Source organism: Pseudomonas resinovorans NBRC 106553 (genome assembly GCF_000412695.1).
Lineage (GTDB): Bacteria > Pseudomonadota > Gammaproteobacteria > Pseudomonadales > Pseudomonadaceae > Metapseudomonas > Metapseudomonas resinovorans_A.
In genome coordinates, this window is record NC_021499.1 from 332,036 (window position 1) to 349,003 (window position 16,968).

General features: G+C 65.5%; 18 protein-coding genes. 7 read left to right on the forward strand and 11 right to left on the reverse strand.

Annotation, left to right across the window (positions count from 1 at the left end; genetic code table 11):
* The first annotated feature begins 18 nt into the window (after window positions 1-18).
* Window positions 19-510, forward strand: a complete 492-nt coding sequence (locus PCA10_RS01520) for a 2-thiouracil desulfurase family protein (protein WP_016490253.1) — start codon at window positions 19-21, stop codon at window positions 508-510.
* Between the two features lie 3 nt (window positions 511-513).
* Here PCA10_RS01520 and PCA10_RS01525 read toward each other — a convergent pair whose 3' ends face one another.
* The gene (locus PCA10_RS01525) at window positions 514-1,056 is read right to left on the reverse strand and encodes a transporter substrate-binding domain-containing protein (protein WP_016490254.1); all 543 of its coding nucleotides are present in this window, start codon (window positions 1,054-1,056) and stop codon (window positions 514-516) included.
* Window positions 1,057-1,181: 125 nt separating this feature from the next.
* Between PCA10_RS01525 and PCA10_RS01530 the strand changes: the two genes are divergently transcribed.
* Window positions 1,182-1,613 (forward strand): DUF4399 domain-containing protein, encoded by a 432-nt coding sequence (locus PCA10_RS01530; RefSeq protein ID WP_016490255.1) that lies wholly within the window; start codon window positions 1,182-1,184, stop codon window positions 1,611-1,613.
* A gap of 82 nt (window positions 1,614-1,695) precedes the next feature.
* On the opposite strand, the gene serA is transcribed toward PCA10_RS01530, so the two are convergent.
* The gene (gene serA, locus PCA10_RS01535; protein WP_016490256.1) at window positions 1,696-2,925 is read right to left on the reverse strand and encodes a phosphoglycerate dehydrogenase; all 1,230 of its coding nucleotides are present in this window, start codon (window positions 2,923-2,925) and stop codon (window positions 1,696-1,698) included.
* Between the two features lie 188 nt (window positions 2,926-3,113).
* Here serA and PCA10_RS01540 point away from each other — a divergent pair, with 188 nt between their 5' ends.
* The 4 genes from PCA10_RS01540 (at window position 3,114) to PCA10_RS01555 (ending at window position 6,700) form a co-directional block, all read left to right on the forward strand.
* A complete protein-coding gene (locus PCA10_RS01540; protein WP_016490257.1) occupies window positions 3,114-4,505 on the forward strand; it encodes an FAD-binding oxidoreductase in 1,392 nt (463 codons plus the stop codon).
* Between the two features lie 61 nt (window positions 4,506-4,566).
* Window positions 4,567-5,232, forward strand: coding sequence for a fumarylacetoacetate hydrolase family protein (locus tag PCA10_RS01545; protein WP_016490258.1), 666 nt, complete (start codon window positions 4,567-4,569; stop codon window positions 5,230-5,232).
* Between the two features lie 84 nt (window positions 5,233-5,316).
* Window positions 5,317-6,270, forward strand: coding sequence for an SdiA-regulated domain-containing protein (locus PCA10_RS01550; protein ID WP_016490259.1), 954 nt, complete (start codon window positions 5,317-5,319; stop codon window positions 6,268-6,270).
* Between the two features lie 82 nt (window positions 6,271-6,352).
* Window positions 6,353-6,700 carry a NirD/YgiW/YdeI family stress tolerance protein gene (locus tag PCA10_RS01555; protein ID WP_016490260.1) on the forward strand — a complete coding sequence of 116 codons (348 nt, stop codon included), beginning with the start codon at window positions 6,353-6,355 and terminating at the stop codon, window positions 6,698-6,700.
* Window positions 6,701-6,825: 125 nt separating this feature from the next.
* Here the strand turns inward: PCA10_RS01555 and PCA10_RS01560 are convergent, their stop codons facing one another.
* The 7 genes from PCA10_RS01560 to PCA10_RS01590 all read right to left on the reverse strand — a co-directional run bounded on the left by PCA10_RS01560 (window position 6,826) and on the right by PCA10_RS01590 (window position 14,754).
* The gene (locus tag PCA10_RS01560; RefSeq protein WP_016490261.1) at window positions 6,826-7,857 is read right to left on the reverse strand and encodes a histone deacetylase family protein; all 1,032 of its coding nucleotides are present in this window, start codon (window positions 7,855-7,857) and stop codon (window positions 6,826-6,828) included.
* Window positions 7,858-7,889: 32 nt separating this feature from the next.
* Window positions 7,890-9,269, reverse strand: a complete 1,380-nt coding sequence (locus tag PCA10_RS01565; RefSeq protein WP_016490262.1) for an APC family permease — start codon at window positions 9,267-9,269, stop codon at window positions 7,890-7,892.
* A 472-nt stretch (window positions 9,270-9,741) separates the two neighbouring features.
* Entirely contained in the window at window positions 9,742-10,785 is a 1,044-nt protein-coding gene (locus PCA10_RS01570) for an ABC transporter substrate-binding protein (RefSeq protein ID WP_016490263.1), read from the reverse strand.
* 29 nt (window positions 10,786-10,814) lie between these two features.
* Window positions 10,815-11,603: an ABC transporter permease gene (locus tag PCA10_RS01575; protein ID WP_016490264.1), complete on the reverse strand. Its 789-nt coding sequence runs from the start codon at window positions 11,601-11,603 to the stop codon at window positions 10,815-10,817.
* Window positions 11,600-12,514 carry an ABC transporter permease gene (locus PCA10_RS01580; protein ID WP_016490265.1) on the reverse strand — a complete coding sequence of 305 codons (915 nt, stop codon included), beginning with the start codon at window positions 12,512-12,514 and terminating at the stop codon, window positions 11,600-11,602. The genes PCA10_RS01575 and PCA10_RS01580 overlap by 4 nt, the downstream gene beginning before the upstream one ends.
* Window positions 12,511-13,560, reverse strand: a complete 1,050-nt coding sequence (locus PCA10_RS01585) for an ABC transporter ATP-binding protein (RefSeq protein ID WP_016490266.1) — start codon at window positions 13,558-13,560, stop codon at window positions 12,511-12,513. The genes PCA10_RS01580 and PCA10_RS01585 overlap by 4 nt, the downstream gene beginning before the upstream one ends.
* A 177-nt stretch (window positions 13,561-13,737) precedes the next feature.
* On the reverse strand, window positions 13,738-14,754 hold the full coding sequence (locus tag PCA10_RS01590) for an AraC family transcriptional regulator (RefSeq protein WP_016490267.1): 1,017 nt from the start codon (window positions 14,752-14,754) through the stop codon (window positions 13,738-13,740).
* A 120-nt stretch (window positions 14,755-14,874) separates the two neighbouring features.
* On the opposite strand from PCA10_RS01590, the gene PCA10_RS01595 reads away from it, so the two are divergent.
* On the forward strand, window positions 14,875-15,798 hold the full coding sequence (locus PCA10_RS01595; RefSeq protein WP_016490268.1) for an SdiA-regulated domain-containing protein: 924 nt from the start codon (window positions 14,875-14,877) through the stop codon (window positions 15,796-15,798).
* Here the strand turns inward: PCA10_RS01595 and PCA10_RS01600 are convergent, their stop codons facing one another.
* Both PCA10_RS01600 and rpiA read right to left on the reverse strand, forming a co-directional pair.
* Window positions 15,799-16,131, reverse strand: coding sequence for a YegP family protein (locus tag PCA10_RS01600; protein ID WP_016490269.1), 333 nt, complete (start codon window positions 16,129-16,131; stop codon window positions 15,799-15,801).
* An 89-nt stretch (window positions 16,132-16,220) separates the two neighbouring features.
* Entirely contained in the window at window positions 16,221-16,892 is a 672-nt protein-coding gene (rpiA, locus tag PCA10_RS01605) for a ribose-5-phosphate isomerase RpiA (protein ID WP_016490270.1), read from the reverse strand.
* Window positions 16,893-16,968: the final 76 nt, after the last annotated feature.

Consider the following 16,968-nt stretch of genomic DNA (forward strand, 5'->3'; position numbering starts at 1 on the left):
CAGTCTGTGGAGATGAACATGCAGAAGATCCTCGTCAGTCGCTGCCTGCTGGGGCAGCGGGTGCGCTATGACGGCGGTGCCCACGGCCCCTTCGACCTGTTGCAGCGCTGGCAGGCCGAGGGGCGCATCGTGCCGCTCTGCCCGGAGGTGGCCGGCGGCCTGCCGACTCCGCGCGCACCAGCGGAAATCGCCGGGGGTCGAGGCGCCGCGGTGCTGGATGGCGAGCTGCCGGTGCTCACCGATGGCGGCGAGGACGTGACCGCCGAATTCGTCGCCGGGGCGCGCATCGCCCTGGAGCTGGTGGCCGCCCACGGCATCCGTATCGCCCTGCTCAAGGCGCGCAGCCCATCCTGCGGCAATCGCGAGAACTACGACGGCAGTTTCAGTGGCGTGCGAGTCGCCGGTGAGGGTGTGACCGCCGCGGCCCTGCGCCGGGGCGGGGTCGAGGTGTTCAGCGAAGAGCAGTTGGCCGAGGCGGCGGCGCGCCTGGCGGAGCTGGACGCAACCTGAGGGTCAGCGCAAGGCGGCCGCCGGCGGCTGGCTCAGGTCCTTGCCCAGCCAGCGCGCCGACATCACGCCGAGCTTGCCGTCGCCCCGGAGCTTGATCAGGGCGCGGTTGAGGCTGTCGCGGAAGGCCGGGTTGCCCTTCTGGAAGGCAATGGCCATGGGCTGCGCCACGCCGTTTTCACCTGAGGTCTCGGCCAGGGGGAAGGCGTAGGGCTCGCTGAACTCCAGCACCTCCTGTCCCTGTTCCTGCTGCGGCGCCGCAAGCTGCTCAAGGGCGATGTCGTAACGTCCGCTTTGCAGGCCTTCGCGCATCCTGGCGTCGTCCTCCACCACGAAGTCGGCGTCCACGTTCAGCTCCGCCGCCACGGCGCGGGCCAGTTCCACGTCGAAGCCGGTCAGCTTGCCGTTCTCCTGGTAGCTGTAGGGCGGGTTGTTGTCCTCCAGGGCGATGCGCAGGCTGCCACGTTCCCAGATGTCGTCGAGCAGTTCGGCCTGCGCCAGGGGGCTCAGCAGGGCGAACAGGGCGGGCAGGCAGTGCAGCAGGCGCATGGGGGCTTCCTCGATTCGTTATGGTTCTTGGTCAAACGCGGTTACAACGCCTTGCTCGGACAGCGGGGAACCTGGCTGGTTGCATGGGGTCAGGTGTCGGGCTCACAAAAACATGGAGATGTGTAATGAGGACTTTGTCTTTCCTGAGCCTGGGCGCCCTGTTGCTGGGCACCGCTACCGCCACCCTGGCGGCCGTTCCCCGTACCCCGGCGCCTGAAGGCGCGCAGGTGTACTTCATCGAACCGGCCAACGGCGCCACCGTCGGCCAAACCTTCACCGTCAAGTTCGGGCTCAAGGGCATGGGTGTCGCGCCGGCCGGCGTGGACTCGCCCGCCACCGGCCACCATCACCTGCTGATCGATGTCACCGAACTGCCGGCGATGGACATGCCGCTGCCCATGACCGACAGCATCCGCCACTTCGGCAAGGGCCAGACCGAAACCCAGGTCACCCTGCCGCCCGGCAAGCACAGCCTGCAATTGCTGGTGGGCGACAAGAACCACGTACCGCTGGACCCGCCGGTGATCTCGGAATCGATCACGGTAACCGTGCAGTAAAGACGCTGGACACAAAAAAGGGAGGCCGAGGCCTCCCTTTTTCATTGTCGGCTCGGTATCGCCGACGCGCAGCAGCCCCTTATCAGAAGAGGACGCGGCTGCGGATGGTGCCGTGCACGTGCTGCAGCTTCTCGAGGGCGAGGTCCGAGTACTCGGCGTCGACGTCGATCACCACGTAGCCGACCTTCTCGTCGGTCTGCAGGTACTGGCCGGAGATGTTGATGCCGTTGTCGGCGAACACCTTGTTGATCTCGCTCATCACGCCCGGCACGTTCTCGTGGATGTGCAGCAGGCGGTGCTTGCCCGGGTGGGACGGCAGGGCCACTTCGGGGAAGTTGACCGAGGACACCGAGGTACCGTTGTCGCTGTACTTGACCAGCTTCTCGGCCACTTCCAGGCCGATGTTGGCCTGGGCCTCGGCGGTGGAGCCGCCAATGTGCGGGGTCAGGATCACGCGATCCAGGCCACGCAGCGGGCTCTCGAACTCCTCGTCGTTGGACTTTGGCTCGACCGGGAACACGTCGATGGCGGCGCCGATCAGGTGCTCGTCCTTGATGGCCTCGGCCAGGGCGTCCAGCTTCACCACGGTGCCGCGGGCGGCGTTGATCAGGATGCCGCCCTTCTTGATCGCGCGGATTTCCTGCTCGCCGATCATCCACTGGGTGGAGGGCAGCTCGGGAACGTGCAGCGAGACGATGTCGGACATGCCCAGCAGCTCGTGCAGGTTGCCCACCTGGGTGGCGTTGCCCAGCGGCAGCTTGGTCACGGTGTCATAGAAGAACACCTGCATGCCCAGGGCCTCGGCCAGTACCGACAACTGGGTGCCGATGGAGCCGTAGCCGACGATGCCCAGCTTCTTGCCACGGATCTCGAAGGAATTGGCCGCCGACTTGATCCAGCCACCGCGGTGGCAGGAGGCGTTCTTCTCCGGGATGCCGCGCAGCAGCAGGATGGCCTCGGCCAGCACCAGTTCGGCTACCGAACGGGTGTTGGAGTAGGGGGCGTTGAACACCGCGATACCGCGTTCGCGGGCTGCGCTCAGGTTGACCTGGTTGGTGCCGATGCAGAAGCAACCGACGGCAATGAGCTTCTTGGCGCAATCGAACACCTCGTCGGTGAGCTGAGTGCGCGAGCGGATGCCGATGAAGTGCACGTCGGCGATCTTTTCCTTCAGCTCGTCGCCCGAGAGGGCGCCCTTGAGGTACTCGATATTGGTGTAACCGGCGGCCTTCAGGGTGTCCACGGCATTCTGGTGAACGCCTTCGAGAAGAAGGAACTTGATCTTGCTCTTTTCGAGAGAGGTCTTGCTCATCTGCGTACCTATGTATCCCGGTAAATATGTCAGAAGCGGGCCGTGGGGGAGCGCGGGCTGCTACCCGGAAAATCGGCTGTAGAGCACGATTCGCGGGGTGCGTATGCTAGCATGATCTCCTTTTTCCTTGCTCGGTTGCGACCTGAAACGTTCTCAGGGCGACCATGAATGATTTGAGAGTTCCGCTGATGACCAACGCTGCCCTGATCGAAGAGCTGAAGACCCTGGTTGAACCCGGCAAGGTCCTGACCGACGCCCCGTCCCTGGAGGCCTACGGCAAGGACTGGACCAAGCATTTCGCCCCGGCCCCCAGCGCCATCGTCTTCCCCAAGAGCATCGAGCAGGTGCAGGCCATCGTCCGCTGGGCCAACCAGCACAAGGTGGCGCTGGTTCCGTCCGGCGGTCGTACCGGCCTCTCCGCCGCCGCCGTGGCGGCCAATGGCGAGGTGGTGGTGGCCTTCGACTACATGAACCAGATTCTCGAGTTCAACGAGTTCGACCGCACCGTGGTCTGCCAGCCGGGCGTGATCACCGAGCAGCTGCAGAACTTCGCCGAGGAAAAGGGCCTGTACTACCCGGTGGACTTCGCTTCCGCCGGTTCCAGCCAGATTGGCGGCAATATCGGCACCAATGCCGGCGGTATCAAGGTGATTCGCTACGGCATGACCCGTAACTGGGTAGCCGGCATGAAGGTGGTGACCGGCGCCGGCGACCTGCTGGAACTGAACCGCGACCTGATCAAGAACGCCACCGGCTACGACATGCGCCAGCTGTTCATCGGCGCCGAAGGCACCCTGGGCTTCGTGGTCGAGGCCACCATGCGCCTGGATCGCGCGCCGAAGAACCTCACCGCCATGGTCCTCGGCTCCCCCGACCTGGACTCCATCATGCCGGTGCTGCATGCCTTCCAGAGCAAGCTGGACCTGACCGCTTTCGAGTTCTTCTCCGACAAGGCCATGGCCAAGGTCCTGGCCCGTGGCGACGTGCCGGCCCCGTTCGAGACCGACTGCCCCTTCTACGCCCTGCTGGAGTTCGAGGCCGCCTCGGAAGAAATCGCCAACGACGCCCTGGCCACCTTCGAGCACTGCGTGGAGCAGGGCTGGGTGCTGGACGGCGTGATGAGCCAGAGCGAGCAGCAGCTGCAGAACCTCTGGAAGCTGCGCGAGTACATCTCCGAGACCATCTCCCACTGGACGCCGTACAAGAACGACATCTCGGTCACGGTTTCCAAGGTGCCGGCCTTCCTCCACGACATCGATGCCATCGTCGAATCCAACTACCCGGACTTCGAAGTGGTCTGGTTCGGCCATATCGGCGACGGCAACCTGCACCTGAACATCCTCAAGCCCGACAACCTGTCCAAGGACGAGTTCTTCGCCAAGTGCGCCACCGTGAACAAGTGGGTGTTCGAGACCGTGCAGAAGTACAACGGCTCGATCTCCGCCGAACACGGCGTGGGCATGACCAAGCGCGACTACCTCGGCTACAGCCGCTCCGAGCCCGAGATCGCGGTGATGAGAGCGATCAAGGCCGTGTTCGATCCCAACGGCATCATGAACCCCGGCAAGATCTTCAATTGAGCAGGCAGGCGGTGGAGCGATCCACCGCCTGTTTCGCATGGAACCGTTCAGGAGTCGGTCAATGAGCTACCAGCACCAGTACGTCGATGGCACCCCGATCCACTTTTCCCTGGGCAAGGTGGTCTGCGTCGGTCGCAACTACGCCGAGCACGCCAAGGAACTGAACAACCCGGTCCCCACCGAGCCGCTGCTGTTCATCAAGCCCGGTTCCTGCACCGTGCCGCTGGTCGGCGGCTTCAGCATTCCGCTGGACCGTGGTTCGGTGCACTACGAGGCGGAAATCGCCGTGCTGATCGGCAAGCCGCTGTCGCGCCGTCCCGACGAGGAAGAAGTGCGTGACGCCATCTCCGGCTTCGCCCCGGCCCTTGACCTGACCCTGCGCGACGTGCAGGCCAAGCTGAAGGAGAAGGGCCTGCCCTGGGAAATCGCCAAGAGCTTCGACGGTGCCTGCGTGCTGGCGCCCTTCGTGCCCGGCGACGCCCCGGAGCAGCTCGACGATATCGGCATTCGCCTGACCATCAACGGCGAAGTGCGCCAGGACGGCAACAGCCGCGACATGCTCAACCCCATCCTGCCGCTGATCCAGCACATGGCCGGGCATTTCAGCCTGCAGCCGGGCGATGTCATCCTCACCGGCACCCCGGTGGGCGTCGGCCCGCTGAACCAGGGCGACCAGCTGGTGCTGGAACTGGTGGGCCACAGCGCCTTCGACAGCCGGGTCATCTGACCCGGCAAGCCGAAACCGGGCGTTTCACGGAACTTTCACCGGCATCCGGATATCTTTATCGGCCTCATCGTCGAGTAGTAACCGATGCCGTTCCACCGCCCGTCCTTCCTCCGTCGCCGCCGAACGCTGCTCGGCCTGGCGTTCGCCCTTGCCGGCATCACCCTGCTGACCCGCTACATGCACTGGGACGACCGCGCCCTGCTCTGGCTGGGTGAACAGCAGCTGAGCCAGGAACAACGCGCCGAGGCCATCTGGTTGCCGGGTTACACCGCCGTGCTGCAGCGCAAGCCACTGGAGGGGCTGGAGGAGGGCGAGACGTCGGATCTGGCCTTCAATCCGGTCACCGGCACCCTGTTCACCGTCACCGGCAAGTCGCCGACCCTGGTCGAGCTGAGCCGCGAAGGCGATGTACTGCGCAAGATTCCGCTGAAGGGTTTCTCCAACCCCGAAGGCGTGGCCGTGCTGGAAGGTGGCCATGTGGCCGTGACCGACGAGCGCCGCCGCACCCTGTCGATCTTCGAGCTGGACCCGCAGACCCGCGAACTGCGCGCCGGCAGCACGCCGGAATTCGACCTGGGCTTCCCCGACTCGGGCAACAAGGGCTTCGAAGGCATCGCCTGGGACCCGACCAAGGGTCGCCTGATCCTTGGCAAGGAGCGTGGCCCGGTGGCCCTGTTCAGCCTCGGCAGCGATGGCAGCGACAACCTCGGCGACATGCTGAGTCCGCTGCCCAGCTATGGCCTGGGCATGCGCAATCTCTCGGCGCTGAGCATCGACCCGCGCACCGGCCACCTGCTGGTGCTCTCGGCCCAATCCAACCTGTTGCTGGAGCTGGACGAGAAAGGCGACCCGGTGAGCTTCATCAGCCTGCTTGGCGGGATGAATGGCCTGGACCGGCGCATCCCCCGCGCCGAGGGTGTGGCCATGGACGAGAGCGGCGATATCTACATGGTCAGCGAGCCGAACCTGTTCTACGTGTTCCGCAAGGACCTGGTGGCCAGTGCCGACCCGGCCCGACACACGCGTTCGCCTCTTTAAGCTTCGCTTAAGGCGCCTTTAAGCCTCGATTCAGCCAGCGGTCGTAGCCTGATCCCGTCAACCAATCAACGGGATCACTTCCATGAAAGCCAAATACCTTGCCCTGCTGGCCGCTCCGCTGTTTTCCACCGCCGTTCTGGCCAATAGCTACACCGGCCCCGGCGCCACCACCCAGATCAGCACCGTCGCCGCCGCCATGGAAGCCGCCGATGACGCGCCTGTGGTGCTGCAGGGCCAGATCGTCCGCCGCATCAAGGGCGATATCTACGAGTTCAAGGACGCCACCGGCACCATGAAGGTGGAGATCGACGACGAAGACTGGCCGCCCATGTCCATCGACGACAAGGCCACCGTCAAGCTCACCGGCGAAGTGGACCGCGACCTGATGGGCCGCGAGGTCGACGTGGAGTTCGTCGAGCGGGTGAACTGACCGGTTGGCCCGGAACCTGTAGGGGCGAATATATTCGCCAAGGGCTGCAATGCAGCCCCCTGCGGGATTCCCGGCAGACCTTCGGTCTGCATGGCGAATGAATTCGCCCCTACAAGAAAGCGCTCTCAGGCCACGCTATCGAAGCCCTGCAGCACATTGATCGCGTTGATGCCGATCTCCTCCACCGCGTAACCCCCCTCCATCACGAAGAGCGTCTGCAGGCAGAGCTTGCCGATGATCTCGCCCATGCGCAGGTAGTCCGGGCTGTCCAGCTTGAACTGCGAGATGGGGTCCTCCTTGAAGGTATCCACCCCCAGCGACACCACCAGGGCGTCCGGCGCGTATTCGGCGATCTGCCGGCAGGCGTCGAGCAGGGCCAGGCTCCAGGCCGACCAGTCGCTACCCGAGGCCAGTGGGTAGTTGAAGTTGAAGCCGGCGCCGGCACCCAGGCCCTTCTCGTCGGCGAAGCCGAGGTAGTAGGGGTACTCGAAGCGCGGGTCGCCGTGGATCGAGGTGAAGAGCACGTCGGCGCGGTCGTAGAAGATGTCCTGGGTGCCGTTGCCGTGGTGGTAGTCCACGTCCAGCACGGCGACGCGCTTGGCGCCGGCGTCGAGCATCGCCTGCACGGCGATGGCGGCGTTGTTCAGGTAGCAGTAGCCGCCCATGTAGTCGGCCGCGGCGTGGTGGCCCGGCGGCCGGCACAGCGAGAAGATGCCGCGCGCGCCCTTGCGCAGCTCGGCCTGGCCCGAGAGGGCGACGTTGGCCGAGCTGGTGATGGCCTGCCAGGTGCCGGCGGTGATGGGGGCGCCGGCGTCGAAGGAGTAGTAACCCAGGCGGCCGTCGATATCGGTGGGCTCCACCTGACGCAGGCGCCGGGTCGGCCAGGCGATGGGCAGCATGTCGTGGCTGCGGCCCTTGGCCTGCCAGTCGCTCCAGGCGTTCTGCAGGAAGTTCACGAAGCCCTCGCTATGCACCCTCAGGATCGGGGACAGGCCGAAGTCGGTCGGCGCCTGGATCGCGCCGAGTTTCACCGCCTTGGCGCGGTCCAGCACCATGTCGGCGCGGCTCGGCTTCTCGAAGCAGGGGGTGAACTGCCCACCGATCAGCTCGTGCTTGCCGTGGTGCAGGTGGTGGTCGTCGGTGTAGATGGTCAGCATCAGCGTCTCCTTTCGGCTCGCGGGTCAATGGCTCATTCGTGTTCGGAAAACTGCACCTGGGGCGCGGGGCGACGGAAACCGCCGGTCTGCACCGCAAGGTAGGCCAGGCCCACGGCGAACCAGCCGAGGCCAATGGCCAGGGTCAGGCCCGAGAGGCTGGTCCACAGCCAGGCGATCAGGGCGAAGCCGATCAGCGGGACCAGGCCGTAGCGCGCGAGGTCGCCCCGCTGGCGCGGGCGGCCGCTGAACAGGTAGGTGCGGATCACCGCCAGGTTCACCGCGGAGAAGGCCACCAGGGCGCCGAAGCTGATCATCGAGGCCAGGGTGGCGAGGTCGATGACCACCGCCAGCAGGGACACCAGGGAGATGATCAGGATGGCCACCACCGGGGTGTGGAAACGCTCCGAGAGGGTGCCGAACAGGCGACGCGGCAGGATGCCGTCGCGGCCCATGCTGTAGAGGATGCGCGACACCGAGGCCTGGGACGCCAGGGCCGAGCCCGCCGCGCCGGCCACGTAGGCGGCGGTGAAGAAGGCGGAGAGGAACTGGCCGCCGGCCTGGAGCATCACCTCGTTGGCGGCGGCGTCGGCGTCCTTGAACTGGCTGCCGGGGAACACCAGCTGCGCCAGGTACGCCAGGACGAAGAACAGCACGCCGGCGCTGAGGGTGGTGATGACGATGGCACGCGGGATGTCGCGCTTCGGATCACGGGCTTCCTCGGCCAGGGTGGACACGGCGTCGAAGCCCAGGAAGGACAGGCAGAGCACCGCCGCGCCGGCCATCAGGGGGGCCAGCCCCGGTTGGCTGCCGTCACCGATGAGGGGCGCGCTGAAGTCCACCGGCCCACCCAGCAGGCTCTTGCCGGTCATGGCCAGGAACACCAGGACGAAGATCAGCTGGGCAACCACGATCAGGTTGCTCATGCCCGACACCGAACTGATGCCGAGGATGTTCAGCACCGTCACCAGGGTGACGAAGCCGACCACGAAGACCCAGGCGGGCACCTCGGGGAAGGCGATATTGAGGAACAGGCCGATCACCAGGTAGTTGATCATCGGCAGGAACAGGTAATCCAGCAGCAGGCACCAGCCGGCCAGGAAGCCCACGCCGGGGCCGAAGCTCAGGCTGGTGTAGGAGTAGGCCGAGCCGGCGATGGGGTAGCGGCGGACCATGAAGCTGTAGGACAGGGCGGTGAAGATCATCGCCAGCAGGGTCACCACGTAGGCCAGGGCGGTCCGCCCGCCGGTGATCTCGGTGACCACGCCGTAGGTGGTGAAGATGGTCAGCGGCACCATGTAGACCAGGCCGAAGAACACCAGGGCGGGCAGCCCGAGTATCCGGCGCAGGGTCGTGCCCTGGGCGCTGTGGGTGAAATCGTCGGGCAGGCTGCTGCCGAGGGTGGGGGTGGACATTGTTGTTCTCTCCGGGTTACTGCGCGCCGCTGGGCGGCGCCTGGGGCGCGAGGCTTGCCATCCCTGCGCGTGCGAGGCCGGGTCCGTTGCGCATCCGGCTGTGCGCGGGCAGTCAGTAAGGGGAGGGTCGGGGTGTCCGCTGGACGGAACGGGGAAGGGCGGGGTGAAGCGCATCTGCACGGGACATCTTCATATCTCTCTAGCCGTTGTTTTTGTTGGATCGGCGCCCGCCTGTGGGGCGCCCGCTAGTGGCATGCGCTTCGATTCTGTCAGCGGGGGGGCCGGGGCAGAACCCTGCAAAGGGTCAATAAGGGATCGAAATGGCCAACTTCAATGGCCGATGTGGCCCGTTTCTGACAAATGGATTGATGAGCTGTTCGTAGGATGGCGTTGAGCGAAGCGATACCCATCAGCCCGGCCCGATGGGTATCGCGGGCTCGCGGATCGCCGCCCGAGCCATCCTGCGTGGAGGTCATTTCTTCAGCTTGGTCCACACCTTGCTGCGCAGGTTCAGGGCCTTGGGCGAGCAGAGCTTGAAGGTCCGCAGGCGGTCCAGCTTGTCCTGCGGGGTGTTGATGGCCGGGTCGTCGAACAGCTCCTTCTCCATGAACTGGTCCGAGCCGGCGACGGCGTTGTTGTACTTGGCGAAGTTGGACGCGGCGGCGATGTTCTCCGGCTGCATCATCCAGTTGATGAAGGTATGGGCCTCCGCCACGTTCACGGCGTCCTTGGGGATCACCAGGTTGTCGATGAAGACGTGGATGCCTTCCTTCGGATAGACGTAGACCAGGCTCGGCCGCTGAGCGTGGGCGCGGTGGAAGGCGCCGTTCCACTGCATGTGCATGGCCACTTCGCCGGCGGCCATGCGCTCGATGGTGCCGTCGCTGTTGTACATGGCCAGCAGCGGCTTCTGCTGCAGCAGCAGGTCCTGGATCTTCTTCGCGTCCTTCGGGTCCTCGGTGCACTGGTCGATGGACAGGTAGTGGGAGGCGGCGATGTACAGGTCTTCGATGGAGTTGAGCGCCACCACCTTGCCCTTCAGCTCGGCCGGCGGCTCGAAGAAGGGCTTCCAGCTCTCCTCGAGGGTGCCGCCGGGTACCTGCTTGCTGTCGTAGCTGTAGCCGGTGGTGCCCCAGAGGTACGGCACGCTGTAGTCGTGGCCGGGGTCGAAGTCGAGGTTCTGGAAGTTGGGCTTGAGGTTCTTCAGGTTGGGCAGCTTGCTGTGGTCGAACTTCTGCAGCAGGCCGTCCTGCACCATGATCTGGATGAAACTGTCGGACGGCACCACCACGTCGTAGGCGCCGCCGCCGGCCTTGAGCTTGGCCAGCAGGGTTTCGTTGCTGTCGTAGGCGTCCAGGGTGGCCTTGATGCCGGTGTCCTGCTCGAATTTCTTCAGCAGTTCCGGCGGGTAGTAGTCCGACCAGTTGGCGAAGTGCAGGGTCCCTGCGGCCTGGGCTGAACCGGCCAGGCCGGTGGCGAGCAGTACGGCGAGCGCGAGCGGGGTACGACGGGTCATGGTCAAGCTCCTTGCTGGTCGGGTTCGGGTCAGCGCTTGCGCTGCCCGACGTAGTAGGACAATGCAACGAACGCTATGGAAATGACGAGGATGATCGAGGATATGGCGTTGATCTTCGGCGAGATGCCCATCCTGATGGAGCTGAAGATGTACACCGGCAGGGTGGTTGCGCCGGCCCCGGCGACGAAGTAGGTGATGACGAAGTCGTCCATGGAAATGATGAAGGCGAGCATGGCGCCGGAGAGGATGCCCGGCATCAGCAAGGGGAAGGTGACCTTCCAGAAGGCCTTCCAGGGGGATGCGTAGAGGTCGGCGGCGGCCTCGGCCAGGCGTGGGTCCATGCCTTCCAGGCGGGCGCGGATCGGCAGGTAGGCGAAGGGGATGCAGAAGACCACGTGGGCGATGAGGATGGTGAACAGCGAGAGCTTCAGGCCAATGAAGGCGAAGAACATCAGGGTGGCCACGGCCGTGACGATTTCCGGCACCAGCAGCGGCAGGCCGAGCACCCCGCTCATCAGCGTCTGCCCGCGGAAGGCGCGACCGCGCATGCCCAGGGCGGCCAGGGTGGCCAGGGACGTGGCGATCAGGGTGGCGAAGGTGGCGACGATCAGCGAGTTCTTCGCCGCACGGACGATTTCCGGGTCGTTGGCCACCACTGAATACCACTTCAGGCTGAAGCTCTCCCAGATGGTCGCCGATTGCCCGCCGTTGAAGCTCAGCACCACCAGCACCAGGATCGGCACATAGAGGAAGGCGAAGAACAGCCAGGCGGTGGGGCGTACGCCGGTGAAGCGCCAGAGCGGGTTCTGCGTATTCATGGGTGGCCTCCGCCGGCGGCCTGCTTGAAGCGCAGGCTGTAGAGCAGCATCGCCAGCAGCACGAAGCCGAGCAGGGCGAAGGACAGCGCCGCGCCCAGCGGCCAGTTGTGGGAGGCGCCGAACTGCAGCTGGATCAGGTTGCCGATCATCAGCGACTTACCGCCCCCGAGCAGCTCGGGAATGATGTAGTTGCCGAGCGAAGGGATGAACACCAGGATCGCGCCGGCGACTATGCCCGGCATGGCCAGCGGCACGATGATCCGCTTCAGCGCCTGGAAGCGGTTGGCGCCGAGGTCGAAGGCGGCCTCCACCAGGCGCCAGTCGAGCTTTTCCAGGCTGGTGTAGATGGGCAGCACCATGAAGGGCAGGAAGGTGTAGAGCAGGCCGATCACCACCGCCACGTCGGTGTAGAGCAGGCCCAGGGCGCCGTCGGACAGGCCGAAGATGCCGAGGCCGCTATCCACCAGACCGCCGTTGCGCAGCAGCAGGATCCAGGCGTAGACCCGCACCAGCAGGTTGGTCCAGAAGGGCACGGTGACCAGGAACAGCAGCAGGTTGCGTTTGCGTTCGCTCTGCAGCGCAAGGTAGAGCGCGGTGGGGAAGCCGATCAGCAGGCAGCCGACGGTGGTCAGTACCGAGAGCCAGAAGGAGCGCTGGAAGATCTGCAGGTAGTCGGTGTTGAACACCAGCGCGTCATCCAGATCACGCTCGTAGAGGAAGTTGAGGTAGGCCTCCAGCGAATACTGCCCCCACTTCACGCCGCCGTAGTCGCCGGGCACCAGCACCGACACCAGGAACATGATCCCCAGGGGCAGTACCAGGAACAGCAACAGGCAGAGCATGGCCGGGCTGGTCAGCAGCAGGCGTCGGCGCAGTTGGCGGCGTTCCGCCAGGGCGCGCAGGGTGCTCATTCGGCGAGCACCCGGATGGCTTCGCTCGGCACCCGCACCCGTACCTTCTCGCCGGCGGCGTAGGCCTGCAACGCGCCATTGCGGTTCTGGTGGCGGACACGGAAACCGCTCTGGCCGGCGATGTTCAGGTGATAGACGGTGTCGGTGCCGACATAGACCACGTTCTCGATCTCGCCCACCAGGTTGCCCTGCTCGTCGAGGCTGGTGCGTTCCGGGCGGATCGCCAGGGTCACGGCGCCGCTGCGGGGGCTGAAGGCGCTGAGCAACTGCCCGTCCGCCAGCAGCACGCCACGTTCCAGCGCCTCGCCTTCGAGGAAGTTGGTTTCGCCGATGAAGTCGGCCACCGTGCGGTTCAGCGGTGCCTCGTAGATTTCCGTGGGGGTGCCGACCTGGAGGATGCGGCCCTTATCCATCACCGCGATGCGGTCGGACATGGTCAGGGCTTCTTCCTGGTCGTGGGTGACGAAGATGAAGGTGATGCCGGTCTCGTGCTGCAGGCGCTTGAGCTCGATCTGCATGTCCTTGCGCAGCTTCTGGTCCAGCGCCGAGAGGGATTCGTCCAGCAACAGCACCTTGGGCTTGTTGGCCAGGGCGCGGGCCAGGGCGATGCGCTGCTGCTGGCCGCCGGAGAGCTGGTCGGCGCGGCGCCGGCCCACATCCGGCAGCTTCACCAGCTCCAGCATGCGCTTGACCGTCTGTTCGATCTCGTCACGGCCCTGGCCGCGCATCTCCAGGCCGAAGGCGATGTTCTGCGCCACCGTCATGTGGGGGAACAGGGCGTAGCTCTGGAACACGGTATTGACCGGCCGGCGGAAGGGCGGGAGGCCCTGCATGGGTTCGCCGTAGAGGCGGATGGCGCCGGAGCTGGGCTGCTCGAAGCCGGCGATGAGCCGCAAGAGGGTGGTCTTGCCGCAGCCGGACGGGCCGAGGAGGGTGAAGAACTCGTTGGCGCGAATTTCCAGGGAAACATCGTCGAGGGCTTTCACGCCCTGCCCCGGATCGCCGAACTCCATGCACACACGGTCGACACTGATCGCGCTAGTCATGCTGATCACAAGCTCTAAGGGTTTGTTCTTATTGGGCTTTTCTTTCTTCAGGGGAAAAGGCCCTTGTTTGCCCAGATTCTGTCAGTAGCTCGGAGCATAGAAGAACGATAGATCAGGTCAAAAGGAGACAATTGCGGCCAAGTTGTGGGGCGGTGGTGACGGGGCGATGGGCAAGGGCTAACGGCGATACAGGCTCGGCGACTGCCCGCTCCAGCGCTGGAAGGCGTGGCGGAAGCTGGCGGTCTCGCTGTAGCCGAGCTGTTCGGCGATCAGGTAGATGGGCAGGTCGGTCTGCACCAGCAGCTGGCGCGCCTTGTCGTAGCGCACCTCGTCCAGCAGGCGCTGGAAGCTGGTGTTGAGGCGCTGCAGGTGGCGGCGCAGGGTGCGCTCGGAGCGGTGCAGCTGGCGCGCCACGCTGTCCAGGTCGCAGGACTCGCGCAGGTTGCCGGCCAGGTGCTGGCGGATCTGGTCCAGCACGTCGTGGCGGCTGTTGAGCTGGGCGTCGAGCTTCAGGCACTGCTGCAGGCCGTAGTGGCAGGTCACCGGGTCGGCCAGGGGCAGGCCGCGCTCGAGCAGCGCGGCGTCGAAGCACAGGGCGTTGCTGGAGGCGCCGAACTCCACCGGGCAGCCGAGCATCTGTTCGTAGCTGGCGGCGTGCAGCGGCGGTCGATAGGACAGGCACACCCGCGTCGGGCGGATCAGGCTGCCGAGCAGGTCTTGCAGCACGGTGAGCAGCGAGGTCAGGCAGAGCTCGCTATTGAACACCGTCAGCTCCGGCGCGTAGCGGTAGCCGGCGGCCACCAGGCGTGCCTCCGGGCCCTCGACCTCCAGGCTCAGCTTGAAGTAGGTGCCGAGCAGCGCCGAGTGGCCGAGGGCGAGGACCAGGGCATCGCGCAGGGTACGGCTGGCGAGCATGGTGTAGCCGAGGATGCCGTAGGCCGAAACGTGCATGCGCAGGCCGAGCGACAGGCCCAGCGCCGGATCGCGGGTGGCGGCCAGGGCGTTGGCGAAGACCCGGAGCTCCTGGGCGTGGCTGATCAGCTTGTCGGGGGTGTCGAGGTCGGCGCAGGCGACGCCGCTGCCCTCCAGCAGGCGCTCGCGATCGGTGCCGCCGTGGTCCAGATTGGTCACCGCCAGGGCGATGGTGTGCAGGGTGGTGAGTGCGCGTTCTTCCGGTAGCAGCGAGGTGGCCATGTTCCGTCCCTTTTTGTAACGCCTGCCATGCCCTGTTCCCGGGCTTTAAGCTTCAATTCAGGTAGAACCCCGGTGCGCTCTGTATCCTTCGTCGCACCTTGAATCCCCGAGTCCTGAACGATGCGTGCATTCCTGACCCCGCGGCGGCTGCTTGCCGCCTTCCTGTTGCTGCTGCTGGTGGTGCTCGGCGTCGTCGCGCAGCAGTTCCGGCTCTTCGAGCGGGGTCTGTTCAGCCTGCAAGAATGGCGCCACGCCTCCGAATGGCGGGATCGTTCCATCTGGCTGCCCGACTATCGGGTGGTGATCGAGGCCAAAGCCATCGAGGGGCTCGACGACGACGTCTCGGCGCTGACCTACGATCCGGACCGCCACAGCCTGTTCACCGTCACCAACCAGCATCCGGAGATCGTCGAGCTGTCCCTGGACGGCCACCTGATCCGGCGTGTGCCGCTGGTGGGCTTCGGCGACCCGGAGGCCATCGAGTACATCAGCCCCGGCGTCTACGTGATCACCGACGAGCGCCTGCAACGCCTGGTCAAGGTGCGGCTGGACGAGGACACGACCTTCATCGACGCCGCCGACTCCCAGCAACTGTCCCTGGGCATCGGCCTGTCCGGTAACAAGGGCTTCGAGGGGCTGGCCTACGACACCGAAGGCAAGCGCCTGTTCGTGGCCAAGGAGCGCGACCCGGTGCGCATCTACGAGATCCACGGATTTCCCCATACCAATCCGGACAAGCCGTTCGCCGTGCACGTCGTGGACGACCCCAAGCGCGACGCGCGGCTTTTCGTCCGCGATCTGTCCAGCCTGCAGTTCGACGACCGCAGCGGACACCTGCTGGCGTTGTCGGACGAATCGCGGCTGGTGCTGGAGCTGAACTCCGACGGCCGGCCGATCAGCAGCCTGTCGCTGTTGCGCGGCATGCATGGCCTGCAGCGGGCGGTGCCGCAGGCCGAAGGGGTGGCCATGGACAACGACGGCAACCTCTACATGGTCAGCGAGCCGAACCTCTTCTATGTGTTCAAGAAGGACGCTCGCGACTGATCAGCTCTCGTCGTTGAGGTTGGCGCCGGGGGCGTTGCTTTTCACCGAGTCGATGCCCGCGCTGGCGCTTGCGGCGCTGGCGTACATCTGGCTCTGGCCGATGACCTGGCCATTGGTGGCCTTGAGCACGAAGTAGAACTTGCCGTTGCTGGCGGTCTTGCTCTCGAAGGCGCCTTCGCGAACGGCGTTCTTGCGCACCGACTCGATGCCGTTCAAGGCGGAATCCTTGGCCTTGTACAGCTCGCTGGTGAGGATGGTCTCGCCGTTGCCGGCGTTCAGGTTGAAGTGGTACTGGCCGTCGTTGGCCTTCTTCAGATGGAACTTCCCAGCCATGGGGCACCTCCTGGTTGATGGCAGTGAACGGCGCCAAGAGGCGCCGTGCCAACAAATCTAGACGGTTTGCCGCAGGCCGGGAGGCGACTTCAGAGGCTGATGCGCTTGACGCCGTCCTTGGTGCCCAGCAGCAGCAGGTCGGCCGGGCGGGCGGCGAACAGGCCGTTGGTGACCACGCCGACGATGTTGTTGATCTGCTCTTCCAGCTTGGTCGGGCTGTCGATCCGCAGGTTGTAGACGTCGAGGATGATGTTGCCGTTGTCGGTCAGCACGCCTTCACGGTAGACCGGGTCGCCGCCCAGCTTGACCAGCTGGCGGGCTACATGGCTGCGGGCCATGGGGATGACTTCCACCGGCAGCGGGAAGGCGCCGAGCAGGGGCACCAGCTTGCTCTCGTCGGCGATGCAGATGAAGGTCTTGGCTACCGCCGCGACGATCTTCTCGCGAGTCAGCGCGGCACCGCCGCCCTTGATCAGCTCGAGGCGCTCGTTGCTCTCGTCGGCGCCGTCGACGTAGAACTCGAGGTCGCTGACGCTGTTCAGGTCGTACACCGGGATGCCGTGGCCCTTCAGGCGCTGGGCGGTGGCCTCGGAGCTGGCGACGGCGCCGTCGAAGGCCATCTTGTGCTGGGCCAGCAGGTCGATGAAGAAATTGGCGGTGGAGCCGGTGCCGACGCCGATGATGCTCTTCTCATCGAGCTTGGGGAGTATGACGTCGATGGCGGCCTGGGCGACGGCCTGCTTGAGCTGGTCCTGGGTCATGCTGGGGAGGTCCGAGTGGAGGAGTGTCGAGGCCGCGGATTATAGCCGCTAAACCCCGCGAACCATGTGGTCGCCC